Genomic DNA, 22326 nt, shown 5'->3' with positions numbered 1-22326 from the left:
ATGGCAGAAAATAACATAGGTAAAATCACTCAAATCATTGGTGCGGTACTAGATATTAAATTTGAACCTGGAAAGCTTCCTGGATTATATAATTCTATTATTATTGATAGAGAAAATGGGAAAAAGCTTGTAGTTGAAGTAGCACAGCATCTTGGTGATGATACAGTAAGATGTATTGCAATGGACGCTACTGATGGTTTAAAAAGAGGTATGGCAGCAATGGATACAGGGAAACCAATTGAAGTACCTGTAGGTGAGGAAACACTAGGAAGAATGTTTAATGTAACAGGTGATGTAATTGATAATTTACCAGCACCTGCTACGAAAGAAAAATGGTCAATTCACAGACAACCACCTACTTTTGAGGAGCAAATTACTGAAACAGAGATCCTTGAAACAGGTATTAAAGTAGTAGATTTACTATGTCCTTATCAAAAAGGCGGTAAGATTGGTCTTTTTGGTGGTGCAGGTGTAGGTAAAACAGTACTTATTCAAGAGCTTATAAGAAATATCGCAACAGAGCATGGTGGTTATTCTGTATTTACTGGTGTTGGAGAAAGAACAAGAGAAGGTAATGACCTTTATAATGAAATGAAGGAATCTGGTGTTCTTAGTAAAACAACAATGGTTTTTGGTCAAATGAATGAGCCACCTGGAGCAAGAATGAGAGTTGGACTTACTGGATTAACAATGGCTGAATATTTCCGTGATGAAGTAGGTCGAGACGTATTGCTTTTCATTGACAATATCTTCCGTTTTACCCAAGCAGGTTCAGAGGTTTCAGCACTTCTTGGTCGTGTACCTAGTGCGGTTGGATATCAACCAACCTTAGCAACAGAAATGGGTCTTTTACAAGAGCGTATTACATCAACAAGCAAAGGCTCTATTACTTCTGTTCAAGCGGTATATGTACCTGCCGATGACTTAACAGATCCAGCTCCTGCTACAACATTTGCACATTTAGATGCAACAACAGTATTGTCTCGTTCAATCGTAGAGCTTGGTATTTATCCTGCAGTAGACCCATTAGATTCATCTTCAAGAATACTTGATCCTAGAATTGTAGGACAAGTACATTATGATGTTGCTAGAGGGGTTCAAGAAATTCTACAAAGATACAATGAGCTTCAAGATATTATTGCTATATTAGGGATGGATGAATTATCTGATGAAGATAAAATAGTCGTTTCTAGAGCTAGAAAGATTCAAAGATTCTTGTCACAACCGTTCTTTGTTGCAGAAAACTTTACAGGCAAAGAAGGAAAATATGTTCCACTGAGTCAAACAATTGAAGGCTTTAAAGAAATACTAGAAGGCAAACATGACGATATTCCTGAAGGATTATTCCTCATGGCTGGTAATATTCAAGACGTTTTAAGTCGCGTATAGTAGGTGATAATATGGCAGAAAACACATTTAAGTTACACATCGTAACACCAGATAAATCGTTTTACGATGACGAGGTTTCTCGTGTAATGTTTAAATCTACAGAAGGGGATATTGCTGTTTTATACGACCATATACCTTTGACTACCACATTAGTAAGTGGTATGGCTATTATCTATAAGGATAATAAAGAGTATCCGGCAGTTCTTCATGGAGGCTTTGCTGAAATAAAAGAAGAAAGCGTTACAATACTTTCTGATGCTGCTGAATGGCCAGATGATATTGACTTAGACCGAGCCAATGCGGCAAAAGAAAGAGCGCAGTCTCGAAGTCAAGAGCAAGAAGAACAGATTTCACAAGCTAGAGTTAACGCCTCACTTATGCGTGCGGTTGCTAGAATTGATCTATTAGAATATCATAAAAATAAATCAAATGAATAAAACAAAGCACTTGCGGACGCGTAAGTGCTTTATTTATTAACAAGTTGCGGCATTGGAACTATAATTGTGCATATCTGTAAATAAATTGTAACATAAGCCCCTTATTATAAATGGCTGAGGTGTCGATATTTATATAGACGAATACCATTTTTTAGATACCCAAGACTTAAACAATGGAGGCACTACCAATGAACAAACGCAAAATAGCTTTATTTCTAGTCTTTATGATGGTTATTAATATTATATATACAGAAACCAATCCGATTTCAGTTGTTAATGCAGCTATAAAAGCATTTATCTGGAATGAAAGCGATACGTTGGATACTAATTTAAACATTGTTCAGGGTAAAGCTGGTGAAGACGAGCTATTATTAGAATTAGAAATGAAAGAGGACGACATTGGTGTATATAATTTGGTTTATTATTTAGAAGACAATCAGCGTACAACGGTTAAATTTACCAAAACGACTAGCCAGGTAGAATTGCGTTATCGAGTCGAAGACCAAGGGTTGAATAATCTAACCCAAGGACTAATAGACACTTCTTTTAGGGAAATGAATTATGAACCAACTATCCCTGTTTGGAAAGATTACTCTTTCCCGGCTAATCCGAAACTCGTTAATGCGGGCGATCTTACTTATACAATTGAAGCTACTGCAGGAAATCAATATCCAGGTGTTGCTTTCCAAATTCACAATAAAAAAATAATTATGAAGTGGGACTATCAATCAGAAAAGGTATATTTTTTAATTACTGGATATAAGGCAGGTACGATTGTACCTATTACGTATAAGAATCCATCCATGATCACACCGGATGCTTTAAAAATTTTGAATACCCTAGAAAACTTTCAAGTGGTACCTACACATTTAAAAGCCAACAATATCGATACTTCTGTTGCGACTGGTAACGATGAAATATCTCCAATCAACAATCCGGATCCATTGGGAGAGAAGCCTGGTGGAAGGCCCGGTTTAAAAATGACCTTTGAACAACCGAAAGAATGGGATGAGGGTACTTGGACATATGTAACAGCAGCAAGCAATCTTAATGATTTAAATGCAATCATTAAAATTAATGATATAAATAAGTCGACAGATGATAATATTAACTTTAATTTTGATTTAAGAAATGTGCCAGGAACGGGCATTATAGATAACTTAACAGATCCTACAGGCAGCAACGAGGATGTAGAGTATACCCTAACAGGAACGACTTATCAAATCGATATTGTTCAAGACAAAGATGCCTTAGCTGATTCTACTAGAACAAATTTCATTCAATGGGATGCACTTCAAGCGAGTAAGATTTACAATGTCTCGGTTGGCTTTCAAGTTAAGGCTGGCTTTACGGACTATGTATTTGGGGATTTCTTACCAATATCTAAATTTGCATATACTTATATGGATTATCAAGTGAAAAGGGCGAATATGACAGAAGCTTATTTGGAAATTAAGCCATATGATATTGGTTCCCAAGTTGAATTAGAGTATAGGGTATACCACACAGATAGTCTGCCTATTAATCAATTTGACTTATGGGTAAAGCATTATTATAAGAATTCTAGTGAAATCATTCAACCCAATATTTATATTCCGGTAGACTTTAAGACTGGAAATTTTCAAGATATTTATCAGGTTTATATTAACTTTTCGGGGACTGATATTGGATCTCAAGTTTTAAATTATAAAGCAAAGGATGACAAAAACATACCTCAAACTACACCAAGAATTGAAGAAGTAGATAACTTGTATGTTGTACCTTCAGATGATGTTTCTGTGACGAATCCAACGAAGGCACAATTTGATTTGGTATGGAAAGCGCCAAGTGAAGAAGAGCTTGAAACTATTTTTACAGGAAGTCCAAACGACAGGATTTACTATGAATTGATGATTAATACACTTCCTACAGCAACCGCGACTAAACCCTTTGAAATAATTAAGGTGTTTGAAGTCACCAAAAATGGAGTGAGTGGAAAGTATGAGATTAAGCTTTACGACAAAGATCTTAACGATAACGAAACACCTTCTATAGGAGCTAATTTCCTAGCTGGTTATGACAGTATAAATGGACTATTTAGAATGGAAAACATCACTATTGTTGAAAATGGAGTTTGGGTTGATAAGTTTACAACAGACATTGATCAAATAAGCGATCCAAATACATATGACGTGAATGCTCCAGTAGGAATCGACCCAGCTGGAAGTAATATTCCTTTTGTATATTATTTGAAATTGAAAGCGATTACAGTGAGAGATGATAAAATTGGGGTAAGTGAAGCATCAATACCAGCCAGTTTATCTTTAAGCTTAACTAGATATGAGGTTCCGATTGTAGATGGTGTAACATATACACCTTTCATTGAGGCGGTTACAAATAAAATCGGACTTACGTTAAAATGGCAAGCAATCGATGTAAAAGATTATTATGACTACATGCTTTATCCTTTAAACAAAGTGTTAGAGGATGATCTTCATTATGGTGTATACATCTCTCAAAATAAAGAAAAGTTATTGAATTTAGATATACCAGATATTGAGGATAAAGACGACCCTGAAGATCCGGTACTTGGTGACCCCATACAAATGGGGACTTATCCTATAGCAAACGGGATAGATATTACCGCAAGTACATTAGCAGATTTACGAAATGGAGAAACAATCTATTTTGATTTGACCGCTGATAATGATGTAGACTTACAATGGGTTTCAAAAATAACAGGATTAGATAAAAATACGAACTATTATGTTCGAATAGTTACAAAACTGGATGTTACTAAAAGTGGTACCACTGCAGTGAAAATGTCAGACCCATCAAATCTGTTAAGTGTTACGACACCGGTTGTTACAGATGCACCAAATGAGGATGAGATCAAGCCTTTGTCAGTTGAGGACTTTACTGCAGAGTTTGCAGATAGTAGCCAATTGAGTGCTTTGCTGAGCTGGACACACCCAGATGAAGTGGAATTTGAATACAACAAATACGGCTTTGAAGTCATTAGTATAGAAGATAAAGCTCTTCCAAGTCTTTTGAATTCAAGTTCTCTTTCTTTGGAAGACTTAATGGTTGCTGGAGAACTTTCAGAAGATCAATTAGAGTACTGGCGTATTGTAGAAATTGATGATGTTGACGACGGATTAATGTATGTATTGCTCAAGTATGTAGAAGGTGAATGGGAGGTACAAGACCCCTTGAATGCGGAGAATGAGCCAATATTTACGATAGAAAACAATACAGTTAGCATTTTAGATGATACAAATACTCCTAATAAGGTTTACTACTACTATGCAAGAACCATAAATGTTATGGGAAGTGACCTTGATGCTGATACGGTATTAGATATGGAAACGGATATCAACGCAGCTTCCCCCTGGCAACTAGATACATTGACTACAGCGCCAGTTCAAGGGCCAATTAATTTGGATGTTTCTTATAATCCGCTTTATACCTATGATGATAAGCTAGAAAGTATCATTCGTTTTGACGCACCTATTCCTACGGATAACTTTTATCCTAAAACGGGTATTGTAAAAGAGGATGCAGACTATGTATTAGAAGTGCATGTAAAAGGTGAAGAGGATGCAGATTATAGTATTACAAAATATCCAGTAACCTTTGTAGCTAAAACCGATGAGGGTGCAACCGGTTATAAACGTTTTTATTATAAGGTGGCTAACTTAAAGCCTGGAAAAGCATACAGTATTAAGGTTAGAATAGTTGATCAGACAAAAGGACAGGATACTTTGCCAGATGACTCTCAGGCCTATCCTACATCCGCTTTTTCTGAAAGGCTTATTGTTCGAACTGAGTTTGACCAAGGTTCTTATGATGAGGAAATTAAGATGAAGAAATATTTAGACTATTATGATTTAAAAGTGAAAGAGTTAGCTAAGGCAACCTATTTTGAGTTGGAAAAAACATCTGCGAAATATGCAATTAAATATAGAGAAGAATATGCTGTAGGAGAACTTGCAAATTATAAGAATAGTGTATATCCTTTAACGGTTCAGAATGTTAAAACCAATGTTATTTATTTACCAGCAGATTTTATTGAAGCAGCAAATGCCAACAAGGTGTCTTTGAAAATTGATCATAGTGGGCAGAGTATTCTAATACGTCCGTCATCTATTGGACTCACCATTACAAAAGCAATTAACGATCAGGCCAAAGAAATTTTACAATACAATACAACTTCGGTAGATTATTATATTAAAATCACTGTTGATAGTAGTACTACGAAAGCTACCATTAACTCGAAAACGCCGGCGAGTCCAATTTTAGATATTAAAGTAGATATTGTTGGTAGTAAAATCCTAGAAAATAGTATGGATGAAAAAATAATTAAAGAACTGGATACCATTATTGCATGGAAAAGAGGGCTTTTAAAATCAGCATTATCTCTAGAACTTGCTAATGGCATTGATGAAACTAAGCTTTTGAAGATTGCGCAAGATGCACTTGATGGGGTAAATTCGAATTTTAGGTTTAGCTCCAACGTTATTATGACAAATAATATCATGACTACCACTAAACCAGTAACAACTGTGGCCAAAAGTTTATTATTAACACTAAAACCAACAGTAGCTGATGCAACGCTTCAGGTTATCAAGAAGGTCGGTTCAAGTTGGGTTGGACAAGCTTCAACGTATGGAACCAATCTCTATAGGGTTGAAACACTGGACTTAACCTCTTATGTATTGGTATCACAAGAAATAACCTCAACAATTCTCGGTGGGAAATATTCACCACAAGAAATTGATGTAATCAATAAGTATAAGCTAAATGAAATATTCAATACAAGTGAACTAAGTACGGGAACAATGAGCTTACAAAAGTATAGAATGATTCCAGCATTAGGTAGATTACTTGGAGCACCAGTGGGAAGCGATAATATGCAATTTTTGAAGGATGAAGGGATTACAGTAAGTAGCACAAATATGTATTCCGACTTGACCAAGCAAGAAGTATACTATTACTACACGATAACATTTGCGAAGAGACATTCAATTGTCTTGAATAATGCTAAGATTACGAACTACAATATGATACAAGATATCAGCAAAGTCAATGAAGCCTATAAAAACACATTGCTTATTGGAGCCAATTGGAGAATGTATCAACTCAATAATGGTTATTTACTACCAGAAAGCAAAGTGACAGTGAAAGAGTTTATTCAATTATTAACAAAAATAGATCAAGGCTTGAATTGATAAGGAGGATGTGCATAATGAAAAAAAGAATCTTAGCTCTAGTAGTTGTACTATCATTACTAATCAGTACAACTGGAACACCTACTTATGCAAATAGACAAATACAAGTAGAGAATGTGGCCATCGAGGACGTGTTTTATATCGAAGGAATTGATATTAATACAAACAAACCAATCCTTAAGCCTACGATGACTGTTACGTGGGATGATCCAGCAGATTGGGAGGAGCCTATTAACCTAGCAGAAGATAAGGATGAACCTGATGGTTATGACATTGTAGTCAAAAATATAACTAAAAATAGCACCAGTACCTTTAAGATTAGAAAAGGGATTCATCAGGAGTATATCGATAAATCGGTTGACATTGAAAAATTCATCAATTTGGATACAGGTTCGTTATATCAAGTAGAAGTAAGACCATACCATTATCATGATGTGGTACAGGGAACAGAAACGGTAAGTGTCCTAGCTCCCAGTATTGGAGCAGTGGACCTTGCTTTTGGCATTACAGATTTAGATGTTGAACTGATTACTACGGATTCTTCCATTCAAGTAATTTGGGATGACTTAGGACAACCAGATTTTAATTATCGTATTGTCTATGCTGTGGGAACTTATACAAACAAGCAGCTATTAATTAACAATAAAGAAGGAGAAAAGATTGGTTTAACGAGTGAAAATGTCCAGAAATTTTATGATCCTGTTTCTAAAAGAAATAAACTCTCCTATACCATTAGCGAAAATGTTTATCCTGGACAGGTTTATTCTGTTATGGTCGAACCAACCGTAGATTTTTTTGCTGGAGATTCTGTGATGAGGAATAGGAACTTTCCTTACATTGGCGCTTGTTCAACTCAAATTGAACTTGACCTTTACGAAGAAGGCAATTATATTCGATTAGAATGGAGTGTTCCTACTAATTTCCAAGTGGGTAAAGACAAACAAGATTATGAATTAGTAGAATCCACCCTTGTACAGTATGTAGACGGACAAAGCAGTAATGTTGTAATCTTTAATGGGAGCTCTGCGTCGATTGGTTATTATAAAATACTGAAACCAAAGAAAGAAACAGAATATCAAATTGAGTTTGTGTATCGTGCACTAGGAGTAGGCGGGCAGTCAAAGCCTGATATTAAACCAATCTCAAATAAAATGACATATGTTCCATCTGAACTTAGAATTACCCCAAATAAGCCGGTAGTTCCTAAACTATTTTCTAAGGAAATATTGGACGATTTAAAGCTTGAACATGATAATGATTCAGCGGCTATTAGAACAGAATTAAAGAATGAGTACTTTGTGCCAGGGTATACTTATCCAGTAGGTAGCCTTGATACACTTATAGAGGAGAACAACAATACATACCATATTCTAAAATCAAATAATAGTATTAACTTCATATGGAGTGCTTTCCGTCGCTTGGATGTGGATCCGACATCAGCAACCTTTGAGAGCACTATTACAGATACGAATATTTATTATGATATATGGGTAACAGACTCACTTGAATCTCTTGCATATGCAAAAAAAGCCGTAGATGATAAGCGATATGGAAGTTCAACACCTGATAATATCATTGCTGATGGATTACAAATATGGGGTTATAGTCAAGAACTAAATCAATACTATAACGATGAAACAGGAGAAATGTCGCAAATAGTTCCTAATAAGCTCTATTATATTAAGGTTGTAGCTAAGAAAAGGACGGGTAATGGAGTACTTACATCTGAACCCACTACAGTTGCAGTTTATTTTAACTATGAGGGTGATGCCTATGCACCACCAACGATTACCAAGCCTCCGTTAAAAGAAAAAGAATCTGAAACAACAGATGTTGGAGTAACTGTCACCTGGGAAGAATCCTGGTGGGAAATTACCTCTGATGATTTAGGAACTTGGGTTCATGAAGTATGGGTGGCTGCAGATGGTACACTTAGTGCAACAAAGGTTGCGGGCTCTACACTTGTTCCTATTTATAGTTTAACAAGCGAAGAGGAAATTGAAGAGACATTAGAGGATTTAGATGTGGATATTACCGATGTAATTTCACGACATGTTGATTTAGGAAAAGATTCTTTTGGTACTTCGGATGTGAAGTATAAATTTTACAAAATTCCTTATGAGACTGTTAAAAGCATCATTGCAACAAAGAAATTAACAAACCCTGCCTATGATTTCAATGCCTATTATGAAGAGATCGTTAAAGCGGACAAAGACGGTACGAAACCTTTGGCGTGGGTTAATATTACGCCAACTAGAGAAGTTGAGGATACAAATAAGCTAGACTATCGTGCAATTGGGCTTCTGCCAAACACCTCCTATATGGTTATGATTTACCCTTACAGAGAGATCAATGGTACAACCCTTTATGCCCATTATCCAACACCACTCGTGGTTGCAACTAAGCCGACGGACGTTGTAGTGAATCCAGATCCAACCGTACCCAATTTATATACGTATAATTATACGGAAACGTCTATCACAGTGAGATGGAAATATAATTTGGATTTTAATTATGAGGTAATCTATTCAACCTTTGAAGATATAACAACAGCTAAACCGGTTACATGGACATTGCCAACAAATCCACTAGACCCCAAATACCCTGTGAATGGTAAATATTATGATGTGGTTGTAGATGATTTATTCCCAAATACAAACTACTATTTTTGGGTTCGTGCAAAACAACCAGCCAATAACAACACTTCTCATTGGAGCAATGCTGTTATGGGGACAACGAGAGATGTAAATAATCCTTATGCGCCTAAGGGCTTTGGTATTGCATCTTTAGAGAATATGAAAAAGTATGGATATGATGCTAGTGTTACAGATAAATATATATCTATAGAATGGAAATTAGATATTGGAGATGTGCCACAAAATGCATCAAAAAAAGTAAAACAGACCTATAGCTATATTATTGAAGTATCAGATAATCCAAAGTTCATTGACCCAATTTATATCGTGAGTAGCGATGGTGCGGCGGATGTTGTCCCTGCTACTGTCGAACTGTTACAAAAGAATCTGATTATGATTAACGAGCTAATACCAAATCGATCTTATTATGTTCGAGCAAAATCTCGAATTAAGATTGTGGGAAGCGAGCAAGGACAACTCATTGAAAAAGATTCTAACTATACAACAACAATTAAGATTATTACTTTATCTACGGGCGACGAGTATGATGGAACAATAGACCCGGATTTAGAAATTCTACCAAGTGAAGACTATGAAATGATCTATAATAAGGAAACGAAAGAATTAGAATTTAGGTTTCGAGATAATAGTGTTGGAAGTGATGGTAGCAAAGATAATAATGTAGATCAGAGATTAATTAGTAATTTGATAGCTCAAAACGTTTATGTATATAACATTGATATATCCAATTTCGAGGATAAAACAATATTAAAAAGGAGTGTAAGCATACCTTATACGATACTTGAAGCTTTTGATACAAATAAAGTAACACTTACGATTGATGCAGGGGACGTTTTGCTGGAGGTGCCTTTTGGAGCATTGGCATCCGAAGTGAATGAACACGCGAAGTCTTATGGAGGTGTACCCTCTGTTAGGATAGAAATTAAATCTCTTGGTAAGAACTACACGAAAGAACAAATGATAAATCAACCTATTAGGCCAGTTTCTGATGCTCAAGATGTAGATATTTATGTGAATAGCGAAAAGAAAAATAAGGCCGTATATTTTACTGATAAAGAGCTAGAAATTCAATTGATGACGAATAATAAATATGAGCAATTTCGAGTCAATAGAATGGGAACTGTTAGAGATTATCAAAATAATTGGAATTCAATCGAAAGCACCTTTGACAGCGAAAGTGGGTACATGTCCTTTAAAACAGCAAAGGTAGGTGTCTATGGTGGTTATGTTCTTGAAGATGTGAATGCCTCCCTTTCAACAGATAAAGCACATTGGTCTGAAGTTGCAAGAAAGCTAGTAACATCACAATATTCAATTAAAGGCTTAAGTAATTATAATGCCAATAGTAAAATTACTGAGGCAAAATTAATTAACATAATGTATAATATTACGTTAGGCAAGAAAGAAATTAATTTGGATGATTATATTTCCAAGGATATCATGACTGCGCTAAAAAGTTCTAAGATTAAAACAAATGACTCTTCATCAAAAGCTCAGGTTACAAGGGAAGAAGCCATAAGTATGTTTACTAGAGCTTATGAAATTATAAACGATCAATCAATTGTGCCAAGCAATACTACAACCAATGCAGTTAGTAAAAATGCCAATATTAGTAGTGCTTACAAAGCTTCAATGGCAAAGGCTGCTACAATTGGATTAGTATCATCATTGGATACAGCTAGACCAAAAGATACCATTACATATGGAGAGGTCTTTGCAATTTGGTCTAAGCTAATTAACTAAAGGGTGGAATAAATAATGAAAAATGCCACTAAAGGTACCTTAATTAAATATATAGTGATTACACTACTGCTTTTGGTACTTATGTCTATAACAATTTGTGCAGCAGAACGTGTAATTTGTGACGTTAATATTTCGTCTGATCAAAGCGCAACGATACAGTTAAAATGGCATGAGGGTATTAATAAAAATCCAATTAGAATTATTAGTTGGACACTATTAGAAAATGGAACATTAAAAGTTACCTATGAATCAAGTTCAACTACAATAAAGGGTTGGGATTCTAGGAAGATTCAAGCAACAAATTTCAACTTTCCTATCAAAGTAGTATTAGAAGAAAAGGGAAAAGAAATGACAAACTTTTCCGATATGCCAACCTCGGAGGCTGAGAAACTCAGTATATTAAACCTATATAATAGAGGTATCATTTCGGGATATGCAGATGGAAGCTTTAAGCCTAAAAGTAACGTGAATAGAGCGGAGTTCGCTAAGATGATGACGCTTACTGCAGAGTATGAGTTGCTTAGAGAAAGTAAACTTGAGTTTAAAGATATTGCTAAGAATTTTTGGGCCAGACCTTATATTCTTACGTTGGCTCAAAGAGAAATCTTTGAAGGAAGGGATGGCGGAAAATTTGATCCTGCTGGAAATATTACTATCGGAGAGGCTTTAGCCGTAATCAATAGGACTTTTGTTTTCTTTAACCAAGGAGAAAAATATACTTATGCATTAAAAGTTCATTGGAGTAATGATGAGTTCAAGGCTTTGGTTGAAGCGGGAATTGTTAAGCCAACAGATAAATTCTTTTATCCGTATACTCCAGATACCAAGGCGACCAGACAGGATTGTGCTGTGCTTCTGTCGAGAGTGTTAGAGCAGATTTGTGAGGCAAAATAAAATTGTTCATAGGAAAGGAGCTACTTCACTATAGATATTTGTCTATAGAAAAGGGGCTCCTTTTTTGTGGCAGTTAGTTTTCTGTAATCTTTTTGTTTTAAGCCGTTTTTCCTGTTGAATGAGAACGATTTGCATATGCAATTGGAAAAACGGCAATAAGTTCTTCGTAATATTTTCTCTTATAGAGCCGTTTTTCTTGAATAACTAGTTACTTATGTGTCTATACTCTAGGAAAGATAATAATGTGTGGAAATATTTTGGAGGGGTAAGACATGAAAATCTATAGAAAACTTCTTTTTGCTACTATCTTAGTGATAAGCTTAATTTTAATTGACAATGTTATAGATGAAGACTTGGTTTATGGTGGAGAGGAACTCGTTGAGGCCTTTGGGAATACTGAATTTAGAATTGAAGATACTGAGTTGAATGTATGGGGGGAATATATTCCTCAATATATGACAAAGGAAGAAATGAGTATGGTTGTTGAGGGAGTTGCATTTAAACTTGGTATTGAAAATTATCATGCGGATTTTGTGGATGTAAAGGATAAAAAAGTTTATACGATTGAAAAAAGTTCTAACGATGCACACACTAAAATTGAATTAGTAGAGATTGTAGAGAATATAGATAATGGTACATTTAAGGCAAGGAATTACTTGACAGTAAATATTAAGCTTTACAATAAGTGTAAGAGCATTGGATATTTTGAGGATGAAATAAATAAGATATATAGTGATATGGAAATGATTGCAACAAAAGGTTTGATTATCACAGCAAGTCAACTCGGGGAAATCTCTGATGAAAATGCGAAAATGGTTATGGAAGATATTGTTGAAGCATTAAAAGGAGAAGTGAAATCTATGGTATCTATACAGGAATTAAAGAGTGCCTATGGGTATTCTAAGTATATGGATGATTATGTTGTTTCGAATGGAGAGAAAATCAATATGGATCTTGCAATGACATATAATGAGATAGAGAATAAAACAATCTTTTATGTCGCAACTCCGGTCATTACTTTTGAATATTAATCACACAGTAAGTAAGTCATTCATATATTAGTATTGAAATAAGAGTTGGAGCAATTATGATAAAATATCCCGGAAAGTATTCAATGTATTCTGACATAAATGCGGTTAATCATAATAGAAATGATTATTATCAATACAACAATATAAGCAATACAAATCAAGCATCAATGTATTTGTCCTCGGGAATTCAACTGCCGAATCAATATGATCAAGAGGAGAATAATGATTCGGATATTCAATATATGAAAAGCATGTATCCAGACTTCTGCAAAAAAATTCAGGCATATATCGAGGAAGAATGTGATAAACTGGAATATGATGGTAGTTATATGTATGATGAATATCCTGATCGTGAAACAATTGAACAAATAACAGATAAAATTAATGACACTTTTAGCAAAGATGAAAGCTTGAAAGCTAAGGAAGAAGTTGAGGCTGACGTTACGGGAATGCAGCTTAGAGGAGGCTATGACTTTCAAAGAGATTTGGTTGAAATTTTATTATTAAACGAGTTATTTAGTAGAAGAAGGCACGGATTTTATGGTGGAAGATATAGAAAAAATCGCAATTATTATTCTCCTTATTATTATAATTACAGACAATACTTTTACTAAAGAGAGCCAGTGGATCAAGCAAACAATATTGCTTGATTCACTTAAGGTATGTTAATAATTAGCTATGAATAATTTGTGAACAATGTGAATGCATGTAGAATATACCAAATAATAGTGCTATAATAAAGTTATATAAATAAAAGGGTTGATAGGGATAGTAGTCAGATTCATTTGTAAAGGGGTGTTAGCATTGGAAAATCAACCAAAAGTTTTAGTATGTATTACAATACAAGGTAATTCTAAAAGATTAATAGAAAAGGGTGCAAAGATAGCTCGAGAAAACGCTGCACAGCTGCATATTTTACATGTAGAAAAGGGTATGAGTATATTTCAAAAACCTGAATCAGCAACTTTACTTGAGGACTTATTCAAATATGGCAAAGAATTAGGTGGTGAGGTTCATTTTGTAAGTGATCAAAATGTTTCTTCACGTATTATAGCTTTTATTAGAGACATGGATGTAGCACAAGTTGTTTTAGGAGAAACCATGAGAGGTAAGTTATTCAAACTCTTAAAGAGGGATATCTCAAGTCATATTTCATCAGAAGCTAAAGATCTAGAGGTTCTTGTACTTGAACGAAGGCCAAAGCCGAAGGAGTTACCTAACCTAAAGAGTAATGAGATAGTTACATAGAAGAATCGTTAATTGGGAAGGCACAAGTGTGAAAAGCTTGTGTCTTTTTTTGTGTAGTGATGGTATTAAATATTTTAAGAGCGTTTTGTTTTTGGTAGTAAAAGGGATATAGATAGAGTTTGGAAAAGCGGTGGGGTGGGTTTCAAGATATTGAAGGTGCTAGCCGATTTTCCTTTTGGCTATTGATAAAAGAAAGAGGGTTGGAAAAGCGGCGGATGTGTAAATAAGGGGATGATTATTAGGAGCCGATTTTCCTGACACAGAAACCTCACAAATAAATATATATTTTTTGTTGATTTTATAGTTCAAATACATTAAACTATAATAGTTAAGCTTAGTTAAATAATTGACACATAATATAAGCTTAAAATGGTGTAATCCATATAAAATATACGGGTAATATAGTAAAAAGGGAGCTAAAAGAAATGAAAAAAATAGTTATATTAATCATGATAGTAACACTAATGGCGACAATGTTTGTAGGTTGTTCAGATACAACCAATACAACGATTGTCGAGATTAAAGGTGAAAAGGCGACGATAGACGAAGCAAAGTTTTTCGTATTCAGCATGGAATCACAAGTTGGAGCCGAAGGTATGAGCCAACCAAGTCCAGACGGCGTAGGAACTGTTGGGGATTATGTAAAAGAACAAGTATTACAAACAGTTATTACGATTAATTTAGCAGCACAAGTTGCTAAGGACAAAGGTATTACTTTAACAGAAGAAGAAATTACAAAAGCTAAAACGGATGTTAAAACATATTTTGAACAATTAGATCCAGAGGTTGTAAAAACAAGCGGATTTACACTAGCAACTTTAGAGAAAATTGCGGTTAACTATCTATACCTAGATAAACTAATTGATGTAGCAACACCAGATGAAGAATTAGATCAAGAACTAGTTAAGAATGATTTGGCTATCGCAGCAATGCAAGATCCTATTTATGGTTCCATTGTTAAATATGGAATTGATGCAGATGTTGTCGTAGTAAAACATATATTGATTAAAACAATTGATGACGCAACGGGTGCTCCATTAGATGAAGCAGGTCTGGCAGCAGCAAAAGCAAAGGCAGAAGAAGTACTTGCAAAAGCAAAAGCGAATGAGGATTTTGGTAACTTAGTAGTAGAATATTCACAAGATGAAGCCTCAATACCTGATAAGGGTGAATATACTTTTACAAAAGGTTTAATGGCTCCTGAATTCGAAGAAGCAGCATTCTCCATGAAAACTGGGGAAATAAGCGGGCTTGTTGAAACTACTTATGGATATCATATTATTAAGGTTGAAAAAGCTGCTACAGCTCCAACGGCAGAACAAATTCAAGAAAGAAAAGATAAAGAAGACGCTGCAATTAAAAATGCAAACAGAAGTCAAAAGGAAGCTGCTTTTGAAGAGAAGATTGAACTTTGGAAAACAGAGTACAATGTTGTAGTAAATGAAAAGAATTGGGCAGCGTTTATAGTGACTGGCGAAACAAAGCCAGAGGATAAAGCAAAGGAAACAACGCCAGAAGAAACTCCGGTAGTAACACCAGATGCAGCACCTGAAACTCCTGAAGAAACACCAGAAACTACCGAATAATTTTTAGACTTACATTGAGCCATGAGCGATTGCCCATGGCTTTTTTTATTGCGAAATTTTAACCAGTATAAGGTACATAAATTGACAGGGGGATCAATACTGTAATAGATACATTATACATATTTGTAAAATAATGTTAGAAATAAAACTGAAATACGACAAATATCGCAAAACATAACAAAATATAACATAAAAAACCCTTGTAAATAGTAAAATAAATGTATATAATTGGTTTATTACAACACCTGTGGTACATAATTACTATTATCGAAATGGGGAGGTAAAATGGAGATCGGGAAGGTGTACTTTGACAAATTTCGAGTAATCGATGCACTTGGACAAGGAGGTACAAGTGAAGTCTATCTTGCAGAAAATATTAAAGTTGGAAACAAGTGGGCAATAAAAAGGGCAAGAAAAGATAATCATAATATTAACTTACTTGCAGAGCCTAATATATTGAAGCATTTAAATCATCGAGCCATACCTAAAATAATTGATATTGAAGAAGATGAAGAAGCTATTTATATTATTGAGGAATATGTAGAAGGAACGAATCTTAAAGATTATAAAAAACAGTGCTCAGAAATCGAGACTAGTCAGGTCATTCATTGGGCATTTCAATTGTGTGACGTACTTAAATACCTACATCAGCGTAAACCACATCCAATTATATATAGGGATGTTAAACCAGATAATATTATGTTAATGGATGATGGTAACATTAAGCTTATAGACTTTGGAATAGCAAGGGAGTATAAAGAAGAAAGCCAAAACGATACTATGCCAATTGGCACCAAGGGTTACGCAGCGCCTGAACAATATGGTATTGGACAGAGCGATGAACGGACTGATATTTATTCTCTAGGTATTACAATATATTATTTGTTAACCAGTAAAAACCTATCTCTCCCACCTTATAAAATTCAATGGACTGAACAGCTTAATACAGAATTGGCGAATGAACTATTTGAGATAGTTTTAAAGTGTTGCGAAATTTTACCGAATCTAAGATTTCAAAACATAGAAGAGTTAGAAAAAGCATTGTTAGGACTAGATAATAACAAAATAGAAAATACCTTGGAAAAATATGAGTATATAAATTACTCCAATAAGATGGATTCTGGAGGTGAAAAAAGCACTAATGAGATAACTGTAAAAAGGACAGTAACTATTGGTTTTTTGGGTGTATCCAAAGGAGTTGGTGTCACACATTCAAGTATTATGTTTGCGCAGATCTTGTCTAAAAAAGGTAAAGTAGCTTTAATCGAATTGAATGATTCAAAGCATTTTAAAGAGATTGGATTTGTTACCGTGGATGAAAAGGCGGTAGAAAAAAAGAATTTCATTTATAATAGAGTTCACTATTTCTGGGATATAGACTACTGGCAATTTCTTACTTTATATAGGGATAAGTATGATTTTATTCTTTTAGATTTAGGTTCTTATCAAGTACTAGGAAATATAGATGAATTTATTAGAGCTGATATTAGGATTGTCGTTGGTCAAGGAATGGATTGGAAGGTTAAAGAAATAAAGAGCTTTTATACCTTAACCCGAACATATGATCCAAACAACAATTGGTATTATTTATTACCTTTTATGGATCAGAAGTCAATTAAGGAGATAAAAGGATGGACGAAAAGTAAGACATTTCACTTGCCCTATAACATGAATCCATTCATTCCTGGTCAAGAAATAAAAAAAGCATTTGAACAAGTATTAAAAACTTAAAGATGAATTCTTAAGCAGGGGGAGCATTATGGCTTTTGGAAAGAAAAGGTTAAAGCTATCAAAGGTTGTAAGGAATACTTTAATCGCAGTGATATTAATTGGAGGTATAGGAGCACTAGGATACATAGGCTATAAAATGCAAGTGTCAGGATATGTGAACGAGATTTATGCTTTGAAGAGTAACTTAAAAAGGATTGCACTTGTAAGTAATGAAAAGCTTGCGGCGGGAACAGTTTTAAAACCAGAGCATTTTTATGAGGGAGAAATAAGCTCCAGCACTTCTCAAGATCAGTTTGTAACAAGTGTAGAGTATGGAAAAGTGCTGTTAGTTGACGTGGAACAAGGAATTCCTTTAATGAAGGCTATGATACATGAGGAAATTATTTCTAATGATCTGAGGGAAGAAGAACTCAATATGCTGCTATTGCCTAGCAATTTAGAAAAAAGTCGTTATATAGATGTTAGGATAGGGTTTCCTAATGGAGAAGATTATATTGTTTTAAGCAAGAAAAAAGTTAGAAATATACAATTAGCAACAAATACACTTTGGTTGTGGGTGGAGGAAAAAGAAATTTTGACTTTAAGCAGTGCAATCGTTGATGCATACTTACAGAAAGGTTCAAAATTATACACGGTTACATATGTTGCTCCATCTATTCAAGATAAGGCGATATATAATTATCCGGTAAACCTAGATGTTCTAAAAGTCATAAAAAGCAATCCTAATATTATCGAGGAAGCTAAAAAAAGTTTAACAGAGGATGCCAGAAGACAGTTAGATGAACGATTAAGTAAAATCAGTGATGAAGCAACTTATAGTGTAGAAAGTGGTGTAAAGCAAGAAGCAACGAATAGAGAAAATAAAATTACAAAGGAACAAGAAGCATTAAAGCAAGAGACAGGCATTTCTGTAGATCCAACAATAGAGCCAACAACAGAACAAAATCAAGAATCAACACAAAAACCAACACAAAAGCCAACACAAAAGCCAACACAAGAAAATGATAGTTCTGAAAAACAAACTGAAAAAAAGGAGGAGGATGTAAATGGATCCTTTTATTAAATTAGGATTTGTTGGTTCATACAAGGTTGATATGCTTCACTACTTATCTAGGATTTTAAGGGCATTGAACAAACAGGTATTGATTATTGATGCAAGCAAAGATCAAGCATTAAAAGCAACCCTCCCCACCATGACTGGGGGTGATGTATATACATATTTAGGTGTGGATTGTTGTTCCCATGCAGATAGGTTAACGGAACTAAACAAAGCAATTAACCTTAAAGATTACGACATCGCTCTTGTAGACCATGGGCTCAACGGAGAACTTGAACTGCTCAATATGGATTACTCTATAGTATTTATTGTGTCGGATTATGAACGACATCATATTCTGTCTTTAAAGCAGATCCTTAATAACTTCTTAAATAAAAAAATGAATGTGGTTAAAATTTATCGAGATGTTATCAACACTAAGATTGATAAAGACTATATTAATCAAATTTTAGATATTGAAGAGTATGCGAAGGTGATAGCGGAGTATGAGTTTGAATTTACAGAGGATGATTATAAGTGTAAACTGTTGTGTCAATATGATGATGTGTTTTCGTTTAAAAAGCTTTCAAAGAAATATAAAGAAATGTTTGCAGACATTATTGAAGAGCTTTATGGCATTAAATTTGGAGAAGTAATGAAGATCATCAAGTCAGTAGAGGGGGCAAAAGCATGCAAATAGCCTTTTGGAGTACTGTGCACGGACAGACTACAACAACTTCGAATGCTGTTGCTATCGCTTGTGCCATAGCTCTTGATTATAGAATGAAAACATTAATTACACACAGTCATTTTGAAAAATCTACATTGGAAGCAGCTTTGTTAGATAAGATATACCTAAATACAGAGATGACTCAGCTAAAGGATACTGGAATTGATGCACTTAGTAGATTTATAAGATTTAGTTCTTTGGATCAGGAGAGCGTATTAAGCTACACAAATACGTTGGTTAAAGGAAGGTTGGATCTTCTTATAGGGACCAAGAACACCAATAAAGAGCTTTATTTGAGCGATTTTAATAGTATGATTGAAATTATTTTGAACTCAGTAAAGAGTTATTATGATTTGATCATTGTCGATGTACCAGCAGGTAATAGCTGTATTAGTCATAAAATATTATTTAATTCTGATTTAATCGTATTTAATCTAAATCAAAATACAAATGTATTGGAAGATTTTTTTAATAATGAATACCAACTATTTCAACAAAAATGCGTGTTTTTAATATCAATGTATGACGAAAGCTCAAGGTTTGGGCTAAAGAATCTCCAAAGGAAGTATAAGCTTAAAGATAATATAGCCTGTATTCCTTACTGTAGAACCTATGCAGATGCTTGCAATGAAGGAAAAGCAATAGATTTCTTTATTAAAAACAGGAAGGCTAGCAAGGATGACAGCTACTATATGTTTATCAATGAAGTTAGAAAAAGTGTAATGTGTATATTTGATCAACTTGATATAGACCTAAAAAGAGGAGATTAAGATGTTAATGAATAGCATAATGATTGGAATCATTCTTGTAGGGACATGCTTGCTTATTCTTATAATAATAAAAGGTAACTCAAAGGGATCTCCTGAATATGAGGTGGATGAAGATAAATATAATATTGACCAACTCATTGACTTTGTTAAAAATAAATTCAATGATATTTTAAAAACCAATTTATATGAAATGAATTTATCAAGGGATGATTTTGAGAAAAGAATGAAAAATAGAGCCCAACTTAGAAAAGCCCTAAAAACTTGCAGCTATGGTGATATTAATTCGAAAAACTACATTAAAAGCTTCATAAGAGATATTTTGGTTAATCTTTATGGCATTAACGAAGAGAACATTGGAAAAATTATTGATTTTGATAATTCTAGGGCTCTTACAGTACAAGATAAATTTGAAATCTTGCTATCCATATATAAAAAGAAATACTACTATAATGCACTTGAGCGGCTTATTGTAGACAATGGATTAGATCAACAAAGACAAATTGAAGACCTAGCAACCTATTTTATATGCACTGAAGACATTGAGATAATCTATGCCCAAGAAGTAAAAAAGCTTACTTCTTTTGAAGACAAAATAGCAATTATAGTTCAAAGGATATATCAAGCATATAAAGGATATGGTGTTATAGATGAAATTCGAGACATGAAAATTGATGGTGTATCCGGGGGTGTATCGGGAATTCCCGCTACCTTTCATGAAGAAGCGGATTTGGGGAGCGGTATAAATAGTGTCAAAGCGTTACCCTTTAGCTATGACTCCGTTTGGATTTTTTTAAGAGGAAAAACAATCCACTTGTCTTTTTTATCCTTTAAAAGTGAAAACGAGCTGGTAAGAGTGTGCAAGAATATTTATAGATTCAATAATCCAGGGCAGTTATCAGAAAGTAACGGGTACAAAGTAAATGAAATGAAAGATGGTTCAAGAGTTGTAGTTGCAAGGCCACCTTTTTCTGAAAGTTGGGTATTCTTCGTAAGGAAATTTGACAGCATCACAAAGGCACATACGGAGGATCTTATTGTAGATAAAAACAATCAATTGCCCATTCAGTTTATGGAATGGTTGATCAAGGGCTGTCGAGTCACGGCGATCACGGGGAGTCAGGGAACAGGCAAGACAACCCTATTAATGTCAATTGTTAAATACATTAATCCTACCTTTGCACTTCGTATTCAAGAGATGTCTTTCGAACTTCAACTTAGAAAAATATATCCTAATAGAAATATAGTTACATTTCGAGAGACACCAACGATTTCAGGGCAAGAAGGGCTGAATTTGCAAAAAAAGACAGATGGTACAGTAAATATTCTCGGTGAAGTTGCTGAAGCAGGAGTGAGTTCCTGGATGATTCAAATGGCCCAAGTGGCGTCACTTTTTACTTTATTTACTCACCACGCAAAATCCTCTGAAAGTCTAATATTCTCCATAAGAAACAATCTTCTTCAAACAGGAGTTTTCAATAATGAAAAAGTGGCTGAACAGCAAGTTGTTGACGTTATTAACTTTGATATTCATTTAAATAAGTCTGTGACAGGGCATAGATATATTGAAAGAATTACAGAAATTGTACCACTAATGTGTTATAGCGATTATCCAAGACATTATAAAGCAGGTAGAACATACGAAGAAAAAACAGAAGCCTTTATGGACACGATGCATGAATTTTTCATAAGAATGACAGATAGAAAAACCTTTGAGACTAGAGATATTTTAAAATACGAAAATGGCGAATATGTTGCACTACAGAGGATAACAACAAAATGCCAAGAAGATATTAATAAACATTTAACTGATCAAGAGAAGGTAGAGTTTGAAGCCTTTATGAATCGTAATTGGGAGGAGAATTAA

General features: G+C 34.4%; 14 protein-coding genes. All 14 read left to right on the top strand.

Annotated elements, in window-relative coordinates; all coding sequences use genetic code 11:
* The 14 genes from atpD to CVU84_06390 all read left to right on the top strand — a co-directional run bounded on the left by atpD (position 1) and on the right by CVU84_06390 (position 22326).
* Entirely contained in the window at positions 1–1389 is a 1389-nt protein-coding gene (atpD, locus tag CVU84_06455; GenBank protein PKM95315.1) for a F0F1 ATP synthase subunit beta, read from the top strand.
* A gap of 11 nt (positions 1390–1400) precedes the next feature.
* Positions 1401–1826, top strand: coding sequence for an ATP synthase F1 subunit epsilon (atpC, locus tag CVU84_06450; GenBank protein ID PKM95314.1), 426 nt, complete (start codon positions 1401–1403; stop codon positions 1824–1826).
* A gap of 188 nt (positions 1827–2014) precedes the next feature.
* Positions 2015–7036: a hypothetical protein gene (locus tag CVU84_06445; GenBank protein ID PKM95313.1), complete on the top strand. Its 5022-nt coding sequence runs from the start codon at positions 2015–2017 to the stop codon at positions 7034–7036.
* Positions 7037–7053: 17 nt separating this feature from the next.
* A complete protein-coding gene (locus CVU84_06440; GenBank protein ID PKM95312.1) occupies positions 7054–11436 on the top strand; it encodes a hypothetical protein in 4383 nt (1460 codons plus the stop codon).
* Positions 11437–11451: 15 nt separating this feature from the next.
* Positions 11452–12330: a hypothetical protein gene (locus CVU84_06435; GenBank protein ID PKM95311.1), complete on the top strand. Its 879-nt coding sequence runs from the start codon at positions 11452–11454 to the stop codon at positions 12328–12330.
* A gap of 272 nt (positions 12331–12602) precedes the next feature.
* Positions 12603–13361, top strand: a complete 759-nt coding sequence (locus tag CVU84_06430; GenBank protein PKM95310.1) for a hypothetical protein — start codon at positions 12603–12605, stop codon at positions 13359–13361.
* Between the two features lie 56 nt (positions 13362–13417).
* Positions 13418–13975: a hypothetical protein gene (locus CVU84_06425; protein PKM95309.1), complete on the top strand. Its 558-nt coding sequence runs from the start codon at positions 13418–13420 to the stop codon at positions 13973–13975.
* A gap of 190 nt (positions 13976–14165) precedes the next feature.
* The gene (locus CVU84_06420) at positions 14166–14609 is read left to right on the top strand and encodes a hypothetical protein (GenBank protein ID PKM95308.1); all 444 of its coding nucleotides are present in this window, start codon (positions 14166–14168) and stop codon (positions 14607–14609) included.
* Between the two features lie 569 nt (positions 14610–15178).
* Positions 15179–16195 (top strand): hypothetical protein, encoded by a 1017-nt coding sequence (locus tag CVU84_06415; GenBank protein ID PKM95375.1) that lies wholly within the window; start codon positions 15179–15181, stop codon positions 16193–16195.
* Between the two features lie 285 nt (positions 16196–16480).
* On the top strand, positions 16481–17926 hold the full coding sequence (locus CVU84_06410; GenBank protein PKM95307.1) for a hypothetical protein: 1446 nt from the start codon (positions 16481–16483) through the stop codon (positions 17924–17926).
* Between the two features lie 28 nt (positions 17927–17954).
* Positions 17955–18989, top strand: coding sequence for a hypothetical protein (locus CVU84_06405; GenBank protein PKM95306.1), 1035 nt, complete (start codon positions 17955–17957; stop codon positions 18987–18989).
* Entirely contained in the window at positions 18973–19662 is a 690-nt protein-coding gene (locus CVU84_06400) for a hypothetical protein (protein PKM95305.1), read from the top strand. The genes CVU84_06405 and CVU84_06400 overlap by 17 nt, the downstream gene beginning before the upstream one ends.
* Entirely contained in the window at positions 19653–20462 is an 810-nt protein-coding gene (locus CVU84_06395) for a hypothetical protein (GenBank protein ID PKM95304.1), read from the top strand. Before CVU84_06400 ends, CVU84_06395 begins: the two co-directional genes overlap by 10 nt.
* 7 nt (positions 20463–20469) lie before the next feature.
* Positions 20470–22326: a pilus assembly protein CpaF gene (locus tag CVU84_06390; GenBank protein PKM95374.1), complete on the top strand. Its 1857-nt coding sequence runs from the start codon at positions 20470–20472 to the stop codon at positions 22324–22326.

This window comes from Firmicutes bacterium HGW-Firmicutes-1 (assembly GCA_002841625.1).
Lineage (GTDB): Bacteria > Bacillota > Clostridia > Lachnospirales > Vallitaleaceae > HGW-1.
This window is presented reverse-complemented; position numbering and strand designations above follow the sequence as displayed.